Genomic DNA, 14,104 nt, shown 5'->3' with positions numbered 1-14,104 from the left:
ACGTCTGGAACGGTTTGGGCGCCGACATGCATGGGAAAAGACGCGGGCGCGGGAGTTCCGAGGCCGAAGGAGCGTTCGATGCTGGGCAGAGTGAACCACGTGGCGATCGCGGTACCGGATCTGTCGGCTGCCGCCGAGAGTTACCGCGCGACGCTGGGCGCCTCGGTCACCGAGCCGCAGGCCCTGCCTGAGCACGGCGTAACGGTGGTGTTCGTGACGCTTCCCAACACGAAGGTGGAGTTGCTGGAGCCGCTCGGCGACGCGTCGCCGATCGCCGCCTTCCTCGAGAAGAATCCGGCCGGCGGCATGCATCACATCTGCTACGAGGTGGCGGACATCCTCGCCGCGCGCGATCGGCTGAAAGCGGCCGGGGCACGCGTGCTCGGAGACGGCAACCCGAAGATCGGCGCGCACGGCAAGCCGGTTCTCTTCCTGCACCCCAAGGACTTCCAGGGGACCTTGATCGAGCTCGAGGAGGTGTGACAGTGGGGCGCGGCGGAGAAATTTGCCCGATGCGCCGCACGGCGCTATAAGGCACCCGAACTGTAACTCCGGCGGCGACCCGGCGGGCGGCGCGCCTTCCGGTCCGCTGCCGTCCTTGAGATTCCGGGATGTCCCTGTTTTCGACCTTCGCCGTCTATTTCATCATCTGGTGGATCACGCTCTTCGCGGTGTTGCCGCTCGGCGTGCGTACGCAGGCCGAGGAAAACGACGTCGTGCCCGGCACCGTCGAGAGCGCGCCGGCGCGGTTTCGCGCGCTTCGCGTCGTGCTGCTGACGACGGTCATCGCCGCCATCGTCCATCTCGGCTGGTACGTCGTCTCGGTCAGGCTCGGCTACGGTCTCGACGACATTCCCCGCTTCGCGCCGAAATTCTACTGAGCATTTGCAAAGCGCATTCGCTCGAAGGGATCTCCACCCGCTGCAGGCGCGAGCAAAAACTGTGCCAGCGGGCAAAGGCATCCGATCGATGACCCCGGTGTGACGCCGGCTCCGTTGCGTTTGCGGCAGCGACCAGCGCTCGCCACCAGGGTGGCACCCTTGACAGCCAAGAAATTGACATTTTTGCAGACTGCTTCGCGGCGGCGCGAGGCGGAAAAGCAAAAAAAAACAAGGCCAAAGCCTTGTTTCAAAGTTTCGCGTGATCTTTCATCCGTTTCCGGCGGCAGCGAACAAGCGCGCCTAAGATCTTATCCTCCCAAGACTTGACCGCGAATTTCGGCAAGAATTTGGTCTTCCTGCCTGTTTTGTGAGCCGAAATTAGCTTAAACCTTGGGCCCTGTCATCTGGTTTTTTTGCATTTTTGCTACAGTCAGGCAAATTTTTCCCGTTGACAGAGACTGGCTTCGTCCTGTTACTAGCGTGCTCTTTTGACGCAGGGTGAGCCCACCTTCCTCATGGGGCGACCGCGCGTCCCACTCTGCCGCAGCGGCAGGGTTTTCTTCCGCGCGCGAAGCAGCTATGAACGCTGAACTCGAAGGCTTCCCGTCGGCCGGCGCCGCCGGGAAAATGCCGCCGGGAAAATCAAGAGCCCCATTTCAAAGGCAACAGCCGGCTTTCGCTGTTCGCAGGCGAAAGGGGCGGCCGAAGCACAACGTCATTTCGCCCGAATCCGTCGATAGTGCGAATTCACCAGTTCTGGAACCTGTCATGCGCCTGTCCCGCTTTTTCATGCCCATCTTGAAGGAAAATCCGAAGGAAGCGGAAATCGTTTCCCATCGCCTTATGCTGAGGACCGGCATGATCCGCCAGCAATCCGCCGGCATCTATTCATGGCTGCCGCTCGGCAAGCGCGTGCTCGACAAGGTCAATCGGATCATTCGCGAGGAGCAGAACCGTTCGGGCGCGATCGAACTCCTGATGCCGACGCTGCAGTCGGCCGAGCTCTGGCAGGAGAGCGGACGCTACGACGCCTACGGCAAGGAGATGCTGCGCATCAAGGACCGTCAGGATCGGCCGATGCTCTACGGGCCGACCAACGAGGAGATGATCACCGATATTTTCCGCTCCTACGTGAAGTCCTACCGCAACCTGCCGCTCAACCTCTACCATATCCAGCTGAAGTTCCGCGACGAGATCCGGCCGCGTTTCGGCACCATGCGCTCGCGCGAGTTCCTGATGAAGGACGCCTATTCCTTCGATCTGGACCGGGCAGGGGCGGAGCATGCCTATAACCGGATGTTCGCCGCCTATCTGCGCACCTTCGACCGCATGGGGCTGCGCGCGATCCCGATGCGTGCCGATACGGGGCCGATTGGTGGAAACCTGAGCCACGAGTTCATCATCCTCGCCGACACCGGTGAGTCCGAGGTCTTCTGCCACAAGGATTTCCTTGGTTTCGACATTCCGGGCGAGGAGACGAATTTCGACGATGTCGCCGGCCTGAAGGCGATCTTCGACAAGTGGACCTCGCGCTATGCCGCCACCTCGGAAATGCATGAAGAGGCCCTCTTCAACGCCGTTCCCGAGGGAGAGCGCCTGTCGGCCCGCGGCATCGAGGTCGGCCACATCTTCTACTTCGGCACCAAATATTCCGAGGCGATGGGCGCCAAGGTGCTCGGGCCCGACGGCAAGGAACACACCGTGCACATGGGCTCCTACGGCATCGGCCCCACCCGCCTCGTGCCGGCGATCATCGAGGCGTCGCACGACGAGAACGGCATCATCTGGCCGAAGAGCGTCGCGCCCTTCGATGTGGTCGTCATCAACATGAAAGCCGGCGACGCCGCTTGCGATGCCGCCTGCAGCACGCTCTACTCCGATCTCGGCAAGGCCGGATTCGATGTGCTTCTCGATGACACGAACGATCGCGCCGGCGCCAAGTTCGCGACGGCCGACCTGATCGGCGTGCCGATGCAGGTCATCGTCGGGCCGCGCTCGATCGCCAATGGCGAGGTCGAGCTGAAGGACCGCAAGACCGGCGCGCGCGAGACGATGACGATCGAGGCCGCGATCAACAAGCTGGTCGCGACGAAATAAGAGGCGAAGGGATCGAAGATGACAGCGGCGACGGAAGAGCAGGTGCAGGCTGCCGCTCAATCCAAGATGTCTTCCGTCCGTCCCTTTTCCGCCTTCGAGCGCATGGTCGCCTGGCGCTACCTGCGCTCCCGGCGAAAGGAAGCGTTCATCTCGGTCATCGCCGGCTTTTCGTTCATCGGCATCATGCTCGGCGTGGCGACGCTGATCATCGTCATGGCGGTGATGAACGGCTTCCGCACCGAACTCATTTCGCGCATCCTCGGCATGAACGGTCACATGATCGTTCAGCCGCTCGATGGCCCCCTGACGAATTATGCCGATCTGGCCGCCAAATTTTCCGCGGTACCGGGCGTGACGATGGCCATTCCGATGGTGGAGGGGCAGGTTCTCGCCCAGGGCATCGGCGACGCCTCGACGGGGGCGCTGGTGCGCGGCCTGCGCGCCGACGACCTGACGAAACTGAAATCCATCTCGGAGCACATCCAGTCGGGCGATCTCGTCGGCTTCGCCTCGGGCAGCGGCGTCGCGATCGGCTCGCGCATGGCCGAGCAATTGGGAATTCGCGTCGGCGGCACGATCACCCTGACCTCGCCGAACGGCGACGTGACCCCGTTGGGCATGAACCCGCGGGTCAAGGCCTATACGGTTTCGGCGATCTTCGAGGTCGGCATGTCCGAATATGACGCGACGATCATCTTCATGCCGCTCGAGGAGGCGCAGCTCTTCTTCAACGCCGAAGGCCTCGTCCAGTCGATCGAAATCTTCGCCGAGCACCCCGATGCCGTCGATGCGCTGCGCGAGCCGGTCGAAAAGGCGGCCGGCCGACAGATCTTCATCACCGATTGGCGGGACCGCAACAGGACCTTCTTCTCCGCGCTCGAAGTCGAACGCAACGTGATGTTCATGATCCTGACGCTGATCGTGCTGGTCGCGGCGTTGAATATCGTCTCGGGCCTGATCATGCTGGTCAAGGACAAGGGCAGCGACATCGCCATCCTGCGGACGATGGGGGCGACCTCCGGTTCGGTGATGCGCATCTTCTTCATGACGGGCGCCGCCATCGGCGTCGCAGGTACGATCGCCGGCGTCATTCTCGGCGTCATCGTCTGCCTGAACGTCGAATCGATCCGGCAGTTCTTCTCCTGGATGTCGGGCACGATGCTCTTCGATCCGGAACTCTATTTCCTGAGCCAGCTCCCGGCCGACATGAACGCCGATGAGACGGTCGCGGTCATCGTCATGGCGCTCGCGCTCTCCTTCCTTGCGACGATCTTTCCGGCCTGGCGCGCCGCGCGCCTCGATCCGGTGCAGGCGCTGCGGTACGAATAACAAGGACAACGGCCTAAATGAATGCGCGTGTGGCACTGCAGCTCTCAGGCATCGAGCGGCATTATGGTGAGGGCGAGACCTTTCTGCCGATCCTCAAGGGCGCCGACCTGACGCTCCGGAGCGGCGAGACCGTGGCGCTCGTCGCCCCGTCCGGTACCGGAAAGTCGACGCTGCTTCACGTCGCCGGGCTGTTGGAGCATCCGGACGCGGGCGAGGTGGTCGTGAACGGCATCGCCTGCAACGGGCTCAGCGACGACCGGCGCACGGCGATCCGCCGCGACGAGATCGGCTTCGTCTACCAGTTCCACCATCTCCTGCCGGAATTCACCGCGCTGGAAAACATCATGATGCCGCAGCTCATCGCCGGCCTGACCAAGGCCGAGGCCGCGGAACGGGCCAAGGCGCTGCTCGACTACATGCGAATCGGCCATCGCGCCACCCACCGCCCGGCGGAGCTTTCGGGCGGCGAACAGCAGCGCGTCGCCATCGCGCGGGCGGTCGCCAATGCGCCGCTGATCCTCCTCGCCGACGAGCCGACCGGCAACCTCGATCCCGAAACGGCCGGTTACGTCTTCGAGGCGCTCGAAGCGATTGCGCGCCAGTCCGGCCTGGCAGCCCTGATCGCCACCCACAATCACGAGCTCGCCGCGCTGATGGACCGTTGCGTTACGATCGAGGACGGAAAGGTCGTCGAGCTCCGATAGCGCCTTGTGCGCGCTTCTCCATGGCGCCGGAACGTCACGTCATACGCCCCGGGGCAGAGCCTGCTGCGCCCCGTCCACTCAGAATCCGGTGAGCCCGCGTCCTTGGCCCGAAAAGACCTTTCGGCGCCGCGATCTCAGGGAATGATGAGCCCACCGCGATAATCGAGCTCGTAGGCTTCCTCGCCGTCGACGAAGATGGTTTCGCGTCCGGAAAAATGATCGGTCTCGCCGCGGCTGCTGTCGATGTAGCAACCGTAGGCGTGCTGATATTCCATGCCGCCTAGGAAGTGGTTCTTCTCGCGATACATCGTCTGGAGCGCCGCCTTGATGATCGCGCCGGCCCTCCGCGCGTCGACCAGGTCCGGGCGGATGATGCGGCCGAAATAATTCATCGCCCAGCGTGGCTCGTCATGATGCCAGACGGTTTCCTGGCCGGCAAAGTCGCTGCCGCCGAAATAGCTGTCGAGATAGCGCCACACGCCTCGCTGGTGGCCGATATCGTGGGAACCGGGCCGCGAGGCCGGAAGCCGCGCGCCGTCCCCGACATAGGTCTTCGATTTCGCCTCGACGATGAAGCCGGTCAGTTCCTCGATGCTGATCATGGGCGGGTCCCTCCGTCTGTCAGGAGGATGCCGCAGCACGACCCGCTTGTAAAGAACAAAACGAGAACATTTGAACTACCCGGCGAACCTTTTGGCCGGTCGCGTCTCGCCAGTCCTTGAGCGGGTCGACCGCACCCAAGCGGTTACGCCTGCGAAGTCGAGTCACTCGATCGACGCCGCTTGATCGGGACGAAGCGGGGCGAGCGGCGCGCGCCCCCTCGTTAACCATAGCCGCTGAATAGCGGGACTTTCATGCGCGCTTTCTTGACTATGGAACAAAAATAGAACAAATAGGAAACAATAGCGAAAAGGAGACATGTTATGGCTGATTTCGTTCGTGACCTTGCTGCCTTCGCATCGATGAGCCTCTTCATTGCGAGCATCTCCGTGATCGCGCTCGGTATTTGACAGCCGTTGGGGACCAATCACCGAGCGGTTGAAAACGTCCCGCCGACCGCTGCAAGGCTGGACAGCGGCGGCGGGAAACGGGATATCCTCCGACCAAACAGAGAATCGGAGTTCGGCGATGGCAGGCGACGAAGGCATTGGTCAGGGCGCGGCGGGCACGCATCCGCAATTCGTGCACCTGCGTGTCCACTCGGCATTCTCGCTGCTCGAGGGTGCGCTGCCGTTGAAGAAGATCATCGGCAAGGCCGTCGCCGACGATCAGCCGGCGATCGGCATTGCCGATACCAATAACCTGTTCGCCGCCCTCGAATTTTCGCAGAAGGCGGCGGACGACGGCTTGCAGCCGATCATCGGCTGTCAATTGTCGATCGACATGGAGGACGAGCCGGAAGGCGAGCGGCGCAGTCATGCGCAGCAACTCGCTGAGCTTCCATCGATCGTTCTCATTGCCGCGACCGATGCGGGCTACGCCCGTCTCGTCGATCTGGTTAGCCGCGCCTATCTCGAAGGCGAGGGGCATCAGGCGGTGCGGATCACGCGCTCCTGGCTGGCGGAAGGCGGAACGGACGGCCTGATCGCCCTGACCGGCGCCGCCGGCGGCCCGGTCGACATGGCGCTGAAGGCGGGTGCCCCGGCCGTGGCGGAGGCGCGTCTGAAGACATTGATCGCGCTTTTCGGCGATCACCTCTATGTGGAATTGCAGCGGCACGGCAGCTACGACCGGCGCCACGAACATCGGATGATCGAGCTCGCCTACCGGCTCGATGTTCCGCTTGTCGCGACCAACGAGGCCTTTTTTCCGTCGCCGGCCGACTACGATGCCCATGATGCGCTGATGGCAGTTGCGCACAATGCGGTGGTCTCCGACGACAGCCGCTTCCGCCTGACGCCTGATCATTACCTGAAGAGCCGGAACGAGATGGCGGCGCTCTTCGCCGACCTGCCCGAAGCGCTGGAGAACACCGTCGAGATCGCCCGGCGCTGCTCATTCATGCTGAAGACGCGCGGGCCGATCCTGCCGCGCTTCACCGGCGCTTCGAACGACCCGGAGGAGGCCGAGCGCGCCGAAGCCGCGGAGCTTCGCCGCCAGGCGGAGCAGGGCCTCGAGCAGCGCCTCGCCAAGCTCGGCATGGCGCCCGGCTACACGGAAGAGAATTACCGCGAGCGCCTCGCCTTCGAGCTCGACGTCATCGAGCGGATGAAGTTTCCGGGCTACTTCCTGATCGTTTCGGACTTCATCAAATGGGCCAAGCAGCACGACATCCCGGTGGGGCCCGGGCGCGGCTCGGGTGCGGGATCGCTGGTCGCCTATGCGCTGACGATCACCGACGTCGATCCGATGCGCTTCTCGCTGCTCTTCGAGCGCTTCCTCAATCCGGAACGCGTGTCGATGCCGGACTTCGATATCGACTTCTGCCAGGACCGGCGCGAAGAGGTGATCCGCTACGTCCAGGGCAAATACGGCCGCGAGCAGGTGGCGCAGATCATCACCTTCGGATCGCTGCAGGCGCGCGCCGCACTGCGCGACGTCGGCCGGGTGCTGGAAATGCCCTATGGCCAGGTCGACAAGATCTGCAAGCTGGTGCCGAACAACCCCGCCAACCCGACGCCGCTCTCCAAGGCGATCGAGGAGGAGCCGCGGCTGCAGGAGGAGGCGGAGAAGGAGCCGGTCGTCGCCCGTCTTCTCGACATCGCGCAGAAGATCGAGGGGCTCTACCGTCACGCCTCGACGCACGCCGCCGGCATCGTCATCGGCGACCGGCCGCTGTCGCAGCTCGTGCCGATGTACCGCGATCCGCGCTCGGACATGCCGGTCACCCAGTTCAACATGAAGTGGGTCGAGCAGGCCGGCCTCGTCAAATTCGACTTCCTCGGCCTGAAAACGCTGACGGTCTTGAAGACGGCGGTCGACTTCGTCGCCAAGCGCGGCATCGAGATCGACCTCGCAAGCATCCCGCTCGACGACCCGAGGACCTACGAGATCCTCTCCCGCGGCGAGACCGTCGGCGTGTTCCAGGTGGAAAGCGCCGGCATGCGCAAGGCGCTGATCGGCATGCGCCCGGACTGCATCGAGGACATCATCGCCCTGGTGGCGCTCTATCGCCCGGGGCCGATGGAGAACATCCCGGTCTACAATGCCCGTAAGCATGGCGAGGAAGAGATCGAATCGATCCACCCGAAGATCGACTACCTGCTCAAGGAGACCCAGGGGGTCATCGTCTACCAGGAGCAGGTGATGCAGATCGCCCAGGTGCTCTCGGGCTATTCGCTCGGCGAGGCCGACCTCCTGCGCCGCGCGATGGGCAAGAAGATCAAGGAGGAGATGGACAAGCAGCGCGCCCGCTTCGTCGAAGGGGCCGTCAAGAACGGTGTCTCCAAGCCGCAGGCCGACCTGATCTTCGATCTTCTGGCAAAGTTCGCCAACTATGGCTTCAACAAGTCGCATGCGGCCGCCTACGCCATCGTCTCCTACCAGACCGCCTATATGAAGGCGCATTACCCAGTCGAGTTCCTGGCCGCGTCGATGACGCTCGACATGTCGAACACCGACAAGATCAACGACTTCCGCCAGGACGCGATGCGCCTCGGCATCCAGGTGATCGCCCCCTCGGTGCAGACCTCGTTCCGCCACTTCGAGACCGGCGACAACCGCATCTATTATTCGCTCGCCGCCATCAAGGGCGTCGGCGAGTCGGCCGTCGACCACATCGTCGCCGTCCGTGGCGACCGTCCCTTCGCGAGCCTCGAGGACTTTTGCCTCAGGATCGATCCGAAGCTCTTGAACCGCCGCGTCTTCGAGAGCCTGATCGCCGCCGGTGCCTTCGACTGCTTCAGCTACGATCGGGCCGAACTCATCGGCGGCCTCGACCGCATCCTCGGCTTCGCCCAGCGCGCGCAGGAAAACAAGCTGAGCGGCCAGAGCGACATGTTCGGCGCCGGTGCCGCGACGGGCCCGGAAAAGATCGCGCTGCCGCCCTATACGCCCTGGCTCGCTTCGGAGAAGCTGCACCGCGAATTCCAGGTGCTTGGCTTCTATCTCTCCGCCCATCCGCTCGACACCTACAACAAGCTTCTGGCGAAGATGCGGGTGCAGAACTTCTCCGACTTCTCCGCGGCGGTGAAGCAGGGGGCGACCGCGGGCCGGCTTGCCGGAACCGTGACCTCGAAGCAGGAGCGCAAGACGCGCACGGGCAACAAGATGGGCATCGTCGCCTTTTCCGATGCGTCGGGCCAGTTCGAGGCCGTGCTCTTCTCGGAGATGCTGAACCAGTATCGCGATCTCCTCGAGCCCGGCAAATCGCTGTTGATGACTGTGGACGCGGAGGAGCGGCCGGAGGGCATCGGCCTGCGCATCCGCACGCTGCGGTCGCTCGAGGAGGAATCGCTGCAGATGCAGAAGGCGCTGCGCGTCTATGTGCGTGACTCGGGGCCGCTCCGTTCCATCGCCTCGCATCTCAACACCAAGGGCGACGGCCTCGTTTCCTTCATCGTCATCAAGGACAATGGCCAGCGGGAGATCGAGGTCGAGCTCAGCGAGAAATACCGTATTTCCCCCGAGGTCGCCGCCGCCCTTCGCTCCGCGCCGGGCGTTGTCGACGTGGAGCTCGTCTGAAGCATCTTCCAGGTGGATAGAGCGGTGGCGCGGACGCATGTGAGCGCATCCCGCTCTGGGTTGCGATCGCTTTGGGCCGAGAATGTCCCTAACCTCTTCCCGCAAGCGGCGAGAAAAAACTTGAGCGGCCGCCGCGAGTCCCCTTCGCCCCGCTGACGGGAGGAAGGCGGCCGGCAGGCCGGATGCGGCGCAGGCGGAATGCACTCACATCCTCAACCGCGCGGTGTCCTTGTGATGGTGACGAAATCCGTTCCCTCGCCGGTCTCCAGTCCCGTGTCCGCATCGGTGATCGAGAGCGACGAGCCGTTGGCGAGCAGGCCTGCTATGCGCTCGCGGACGTCGTCCGGCACGGTGATGCGGCCGAGCGTCCGCTCGAGGGCGTCGAAAGCGAGCGGCTCCGCCTCGGCCGTAATGCCGAGCCGCTGCTTCGCCGCTTTCGGCAACTCATTCTGGAGCGTGACGCCGAACCACTTGCCCGTTCCGGTTTCAGCATCGATGTCCTGAAACTGGAGGAAATGCGTTCCGAGCGCCGTTTCGGGCGCCGCAATCGTGACACCGGCTTCGAAAAGCGGCTGGAATTCCCGCCTGACACGCAGGACGCCGTTGGGCGGCGACCCGCGGCCGGCCTTCCGAAAGACGGCTTCGATCAGTTCCGGGGTGATCTTGCCGTCGGCCGGCAATCCTTCCTTCGTCTGGAAGGCCCGGATCGCGGCAATCGTCGCCGGACCGCTGAAGCCGTCCGGCAGACCGGCGTCGTGGCCGAGCGTGGCGAGAAGGGTCTGAAGATCGCGCAGGGTCTCTCGCATGCCGCGCCGCGTGACCAGGATGCGGAGCGGAGCCTTCTCTTCGTCGGCGGCGGTCGGCGGCGGCGGACGCCTTTCCGTCATCGCGACCTCGACGGTGCTGTCGTCGCCGATTGCCGGGCGCAGCGGGACGTCGGTCAGGGCCGGCCCCTGCGGGCGCGACTGATGCGGCTGGAAGAGCATCGCGCTCGACACCTCGACCGGCGTGACCTGGCGCTCCGATATCAGCACATGCATGCCGTGGGCGGTCATCTTGTAAAGGGCGGCGGCGAACTTGCCCGGTAGCCGCACGCAGCCGTGAGAGGCCGGATAATCCGGCACATGGTTCGAGCCATGCAGCGCGATGCCGGACCAGGTCAGCCTTTGCATGAAGGGCATCGGCGCGTCCGAATAGATGTTGGACTCGTGATGCCGGCGTTTCTCCAGAATCGAGAAGATGCCCGTCGGGGTCCGATGGCCGGGCTTGCCGGTGGAGATTTTCGATGTGGCGATGACCGCGTCGCCGTCATAGACGACCAGGGACTGCTGCTCGATTGAGACGACGATCTGCAAGGGCGTCTTGGTGCCGGCCGCAAAAGCCGGCGGCGACACGGCGAGCGCTGCAAGGACGAGCCTGAGAGTGAAACGCAATACCGGCCCTCGTTGCGACAAAGCGGGATGAAGCAACATGCGCGGCGGTTTCCGCCCGCGTCCCACTCCTTCGGTCAAACTACTGCAGCGACCTTTACGCGTCTGACAGATGCGCAGCGCTGTCGTGGACGAGGTTACCGTTCAATATTTAATGAATTCTCTACCTTGAGAGGATGGCAGGGCAGGGATCACGAGCTAATGATCGCGGCGGCGCTGCCCGAAGGTATAGCCGGTTTCGACGCTCACCTTGCCGAACTTGTCGTGCAGCCTGTTGATCGCCTCCTCGGCGGCGGCGCGCCTTGTCGCCAGCGGATCGACGAGGTCTGGCGGGTCGGCGAGATCGGGATTGGCGAGATCGCTGACGCCGATGCCGATCAGCCGGTATTTCGTCCCGTCGATCTCCTTCTCGAGCAGTTGCAGGCCGGTGCGGAAGATGCGGTCGGCGAGGCGCGTCGGGCTGTCGAGGCGCCGGTTGCGTGTGCGGAGCTTGAAGTCGGCGGTCTTGAGCTTCAGCACGACGGTCTGGCCGGCGAGGGCGGATTTGCGCAGACGCAGCGCCACCTGCTCGCTCAGCCGTCTCAGGTGCGGCACGAGTTCGTCCGGGCGGGACAGGTCCTCGTTGAAGGTCGTCTCCGAGGACACGCTCTTTGCCTCGCCGTCGGTCTCGACGGTCCGCTCGTCAAGGCCGCGCGCAAGACGGTAGAGCCGCTGTCCCATCGTGCCGTAGCGGCGCATGAGGTCGGGCTCTTCCATGGCCTGCAACTGACCGATCGTGCGGATGCCGTCCCTTTCGAGCGTCGCGGCAAAGGCCTTGCCCACGCCCCAGATCAGCGTGACCGGTCGGTCCCGCAGGAAGTCGACGGCCTCCGCCTGTCCGATCACGGAAAAGCCGCGCGGCTTCTGGAGGTCGGAAGCGACCTTGGCGAGAAACTTGCAATAGGAAAGGCCGACGGAGACGGTAATGCCGATCTCCTCTTCCACGCGCCTAGCGAAGCGCGCGAGCGTTCGCGCCGGCGGGTCCTGGTGCAGCCGCTCCGTGCCGCTCAAGTCGAGGAAGGCCTCGTCGATCGATAGCGGCTGCACCAGCGGCGTCAACTCCAGCATCATCGTCCTCACTTCACGGCCGACGCGGACATATTTCTCCATGTCCGGCTTGATCACCACGGCCTGGGGGCAGGCCTCGAGTGCCTTGAACATCGGCATGGCGGAGCGCACGCCATGGATGCGGGCCACGTAGCAGGCCGTCGAGACGACGCCGCGCTTGCCACCGCCGATGATCACCGGCTTGTCGGCGAGCTCCGGATTGTCGCGCTTTTCGATCGAAGCATAGAAGGCGTCGCAGTCGACATGGGCGAGCGTCAGCCGATAAAGCTCCGGATGGCGGAGAAGCCGCGGGCTGCCGCAGGCCAGGCAGCGGCGCGCCTGGGCGGGTTGCGCCTGAAGGCAGTCGCGGCAGAAACCGGGGGTAGGGGCGGCGCTGTCGGGCATATCCGAGAACAAATGTTGAACGCGGCGACTTTACGCTCTACGCTGGTGAGTCTCAAGGCGGCGGTGGGAGGCCACTTTGGATATTGCCCTGCAATTTTTGCCGGTGACTGCGGGTCGCTGGCCGGACTTCGAGACTCTCTTCGGCCCGAAGGGGGCGTTCTGCGGCTGCTGGTGCGTCGCCCTGCGCCTGCCTTATGCGATCCGCGGCACCATGTCGACCGAGGAGCGCAAGGACTTCATGCGCGCGCGGATCGAAGCCGGACCGCCGCCGGGCATTCTCGGCTATTCGGAGGGAAAGCCGGTCGCCTGGGTCCAGGTCGGCCCGCGCCATGACGTGCCCCAGTTCAATACGCCGCGAACCTGCTCGCGGCCGCTCGAAGAGCGCGAGGCGGAGGACGCAGGTGTCTGGGCCGTCAGTTGCTTCTTCCTCTCGTCGCCGCTGCGGGGCAAGGGACTGAGCCACCAGATGCTGGCTGCCGCGATCGATCATGCGCGCGCCGGGGGTGCTCGCTGTCTCGATGCCTGCCCGATCGACCACACCAAGCAGGCGAAATCGGTGACGCTCTGTATCGGCTCGACGGCGATCTTCGACGCCGCCGGCTTCGAAATGGTCGCCCGGCGCAAGGACGGCCGACCGCTGATGCGCCTGGATTTGAGGCAATGACGAGGCCTGGTGGAATTTCGCCGGCACACCGGCCGGCGTTGCGGTGGCGTCGGGAACACGACACCTATGCCGGCGGGCCCCCGTCTCTAGTTCTCTTCGAAGTCTCGTGGGCCAGAGAAGGCGTGATGCGCCCGCACGACGTCTTCCGGAGAAGTGCCGGTTGCCGCGCAGAACGCCATCAGTGTCGGCTCGTGCTCCATCAGAAAGCCGACGAGCCCGCCCATGAAACCCGGCTCGCCGACGGCGCTCCGCAGCGCGGCGGGGTCGGTTCCCGTCAGCGCCAGGAAGCGCGACAGGAGTTCAGGCTCGTTCGCGAGCCAGGCGAGGATGGCAATGGCGGTATCGTCAGCGCTGCTCATGATGTCGGGCCTTTTCTCATCCGCGGACCGAAATTACCTATTTTTCAACCAAATAGCGCTAGCCTGCCCATCGATGAATTGGTCGAGTCGTCGATGGTGCACCTTATATCGCTCGGGAAGACTTGCAAGCGGCGACAGACAGCAAGGGATCGACATGCCCAAACAGGTAATGATTGTTGAGGACAACGAGCTGAATATGAAGCTCTTCCGCGACCTGATCGAGGCCTCGGGCTACCAGACGATCCAGACGCGCAACGGCATGGAAGCGCTTGAGCTGGCACGCAAGCACCGGCCGGACCTGATCCTGATGGACATACAGCTGCCGGAGGTGTCCGGCCTCGAAGTCACCAAATGGCTCAAGGAGGATGACGAGCTTCACGTCATTCCGGTCATCGCCGTCACCGCCTTTGCCATGAAGGGCGACGAGGAGCGTATTCGCCAGGGCGGATGCGAGGCTTATGTTTCCAAGCCGATTTCCGTTCCGAAATTCATCGAGACGATCAAGACCTATCTGGGCGATGCCTGA

At 63.9% G+C, this 14,104-nt stretch carries 12 protein-coding genes; 8 read left to right on the top strand and 4 right to left on the bottom strand.

Annotation, left to right across the window (positions count from 1 at the left end):
• The first annotated feature begins 78 nt into the window (after window positions 1-78).
• The 5 genes from mce (at window position 79) to ATB98_RS04990 (ending at window position 5,011) form a co-directional block, all read left to right on the top strand.
• Window positions 79-483, top strand: a complete 405-nt coding sequence (gene mce / locus ATB98_RS05010; RefSeq protein WP_066869954.1) for a methylmalonyl-CoA epimerase — start codon at window positions 79-81, stop codon at window positions 481-483.
• Window positions 484-611: 128 nt separating this feature from the next.
• Entirely contained in the window at window positions 612-881 is a 270-nt protein-coding gene (locus tag ATB98_RS05005; RefSeq protein WP_066869951.1) for a DUF1467 family protein, read from the top strand.
• 768 nt (window positions 882-1,649) lie between these two features.
• Window positions 1,650-2,978 carry a proline--tRNA ligase gene (gene proS / locus ATB98_RS29640; RefSeq protein ID WP_066869948.1) on the top strand — a complete coding sequence of 443 codons (1,329 nt, stop codon included), beginning with the start codon at window positions 1,650-1,652 and terminating at the stop codon, window positions 2,976-2,978.
• 18 nt (window positions 2,979-2,996) lie between these two features.
• The gene (locus tag ATB98_RS29635; RefSeq protein WP_066869945.1) at window positions 2,997-4,307 is read left to right on the top strand and encodes a lipoprotein-releasing ABC transporter permease subunit; all 1,311 of its coding nucleotides are present in this window, start codon (window positions 2,997-2,999) and stop codon (window positions 4,305-4,307) included.
• A gap of 17 nt (window positions 4,308-4,324) precedes the next feature.
• On the top strand, window positions 4,325-5,011 hold the full coding sequence (locus tag ATB98_RS04990; RefSeq protein ID WP_066869942.1) for an ABC transporter ATP-binding protein: 687 nt from the start codon (window positions 4,325-4,327) through the stop codon (window positions 5,009-5,011).
• 134 nt (window positions 5,012-5,145) lie between these two features.
• On the opposite strand, the gene ATB98_RS04985 is transcribed toward ATB98_RS04990, so the two are convergent.
• Window positions 5,146-5,613, bottom strand: coding sequence for a DUF5680 domain-containing protein (locus tag ATB98_RS04985; RefSeq protein WP_066869939.1), 468 nt, complete (start codon window positions 5,611-5,613; stop codon window positions 5,146-5,148).
• Between the two features lie 526 nt (window positions 5,614-6,139).
• Here ATB98_RS04985 and dnaE point away from each other — a divergent pair.
• Window positions 6,140-9,634 carry a DNA polymerase III subunit alpha gene (dnaE, locus tag ATB98_RS04980; protein ID WP_066869936.1) on the top strand — a complete coding sequence of 1,165 codons (3,495 nt, stop codon included), beginning with the start codon at window positions 6,140-6,142 and terminating at the stop codon, window positions 9,632-9,634.
• Window positions 9,635-9,846: 212 nt separating this feature from the next.
• Here the strand turns inward: dnaE and ATB98_RS04975 are convergent, their stop codons facing one another.
• Both ATB98_RS04975 and ATB98_RS04970 read right to left on the bottom strand, forming a co-directional pair.
• Window positions 9,847-11,067: a L,D-transpeptidase family protein gene (locus tag ATB98_RS04975; RefSeq protein WP_066869933.1), complete on the bottom strand. Its 1,221-nt coding sequence runs from the start codon at window positions 11,065-11,067 to the stop codon at window positions 9,847-9,849.
• 195 nt (window positions 11,068-11,262) lie between these two features.
• Entirely contained in the window at window positions 11,263-12,555 is a 1,293-nt protein-coding gene (locus ATB98_RS04970; RefSeq protein WP_066870012.1) for a DNA polymerase IV, read from the bottom strand.
• Between the two features lie 76 nt (window positions 12,556-12,631).
• Between ATB98_RS04970 and ATB98_RS04965 the strand changes: the two genes are divergently transcribed.
• On the top strand, window positions 12,632-13,219 hold the full coding sequence (locus ATB98_RS04965; RefSeq protein WP_066869930.1) for a GNAT family N-acetyltransferase: 588 nt from the start codon (window positions 12,632-12,634) through the stop codon (window positions 13,217-13,219).
• An 86-nt stretch (window positions 13,220-13,305) separates the two neighbouring features.
• Here the strand turns inward: ATB98_RS04965 and ATB98_RS04960 are convergent, their stop codons facing one another.
• Window positions 13,306-13,578: a DUF3572 domain-containing protein gene (locus ATB98_RS04960; protein ID WP_066869927.1), complete on the bottom strand. Its 273-nt coding sequence runs from the start codon at window positions 13,576-13,578 to the stop codon at window positions 13,306-13,308.
• Between the two features lie 154 nt (window positions 13,579-13,732).
• On the opposite strand from ATB98_RS04960, the gene ATB98_RS04955 reads away from it, so the two are divergent.
• Complete coding sequence (locus tag ATB98_RS04955) at window positions 13,733-14,104, top strand: response regulator (protein ID WP_037382972.1); 372 nt, start codon at window positions 13,733-13,735, stop codon at window positions 14,102-14,104.

The sequence above is a fragment of the Sinorhizobium saheli genome (genome assembly GCF_001651875.1).
GTDB classification, from domain to species: Bacteria; Pseudomonadota; Alphaproteobacteria; order Rhizobiales; family Rhizobiaceae; genus Sinorhizobium; species Sinorhizobium saheli.
This window is presented reverse-complemented; position numbering and strand designations above follow the sequence as displayed.

What these genes read in the sequence shown, in the direction of transcription:
- mce (WP_066869954.1), top strand. Translation starts at nt 79, where the DNA reads ATGCTGGGCAGAGTGAACCACGTGGCGATCGCGGTACCGGATCTGTCG.
- ATB98_RS05005 (WP_066869951.1), top strand. Translation starts at nt 612, where the DNA reads ATGTCCCTGTTTTCGACCTTCGCCGTCTATTTCATCATCTGGTGGATC.
- proS (WP_066869948.1), top strand. Translation starts at nt 1,650, where the DNA reads ATGCGCCTGTCCCGCTTTTTCATGCCCATCTTGAAGGAAAATCCGAAG.
- ATB98_RS29635 (WP_066869945.1), top strand. Translation starts at nt 2,997, where the DNA reads ATGACAGCGGCGACGGAAGAGCAGGTGCAGGCTGCCGCTCAATCCAAG.
- ATB98_RS04990 (WP_066869942.1), top strand. Translation starts at nt 4,325, where the DNA reads ATGAATGCGCGTGTGGCACTGCAGCTCTCAGGCATCGAGCGGCATTAT.
- ATB98_RS04985 (WP_066869939.1), bottom strand. Translation starts at nt 5,613, where the DNA reads ATGATCAGCATCGAGGAACTGACCGGCTTCATCGTCGAGGCGAAATCG.
- dnaE (WP_066869936.1), top strand. Translation starts at nt 6,140, where the DNA reads ATGGCAGGCGACGAAGGCATTGGTCAGGGCGCGGCGGGCACGCATCCG.
- ATB98_RS04970 (WP_066870012.1), bottom strand. Translation starts at nt 12,555, where the DNA reads ATGCCCGACAGCGCCGCCCCTACCCCCGGTTTCTGCCGCGACTGCCTT.
- ATB98_RS04960 (WP_066869927.1), bottom strand. Translation starts at nt 13,578, where the DNA reads ATGAGCAGCGCTGACGATACCGCCATTGCCATCCTCGCCTGGCTCGCG.
- ATB98_RS04955 (WP_037382972.1), top strand. Translation starts at nt 13,733, where the DNA reads ATGCCCAAACAGGTAATGATTGTTGAGGACAACGAGCTGAATATGAAG.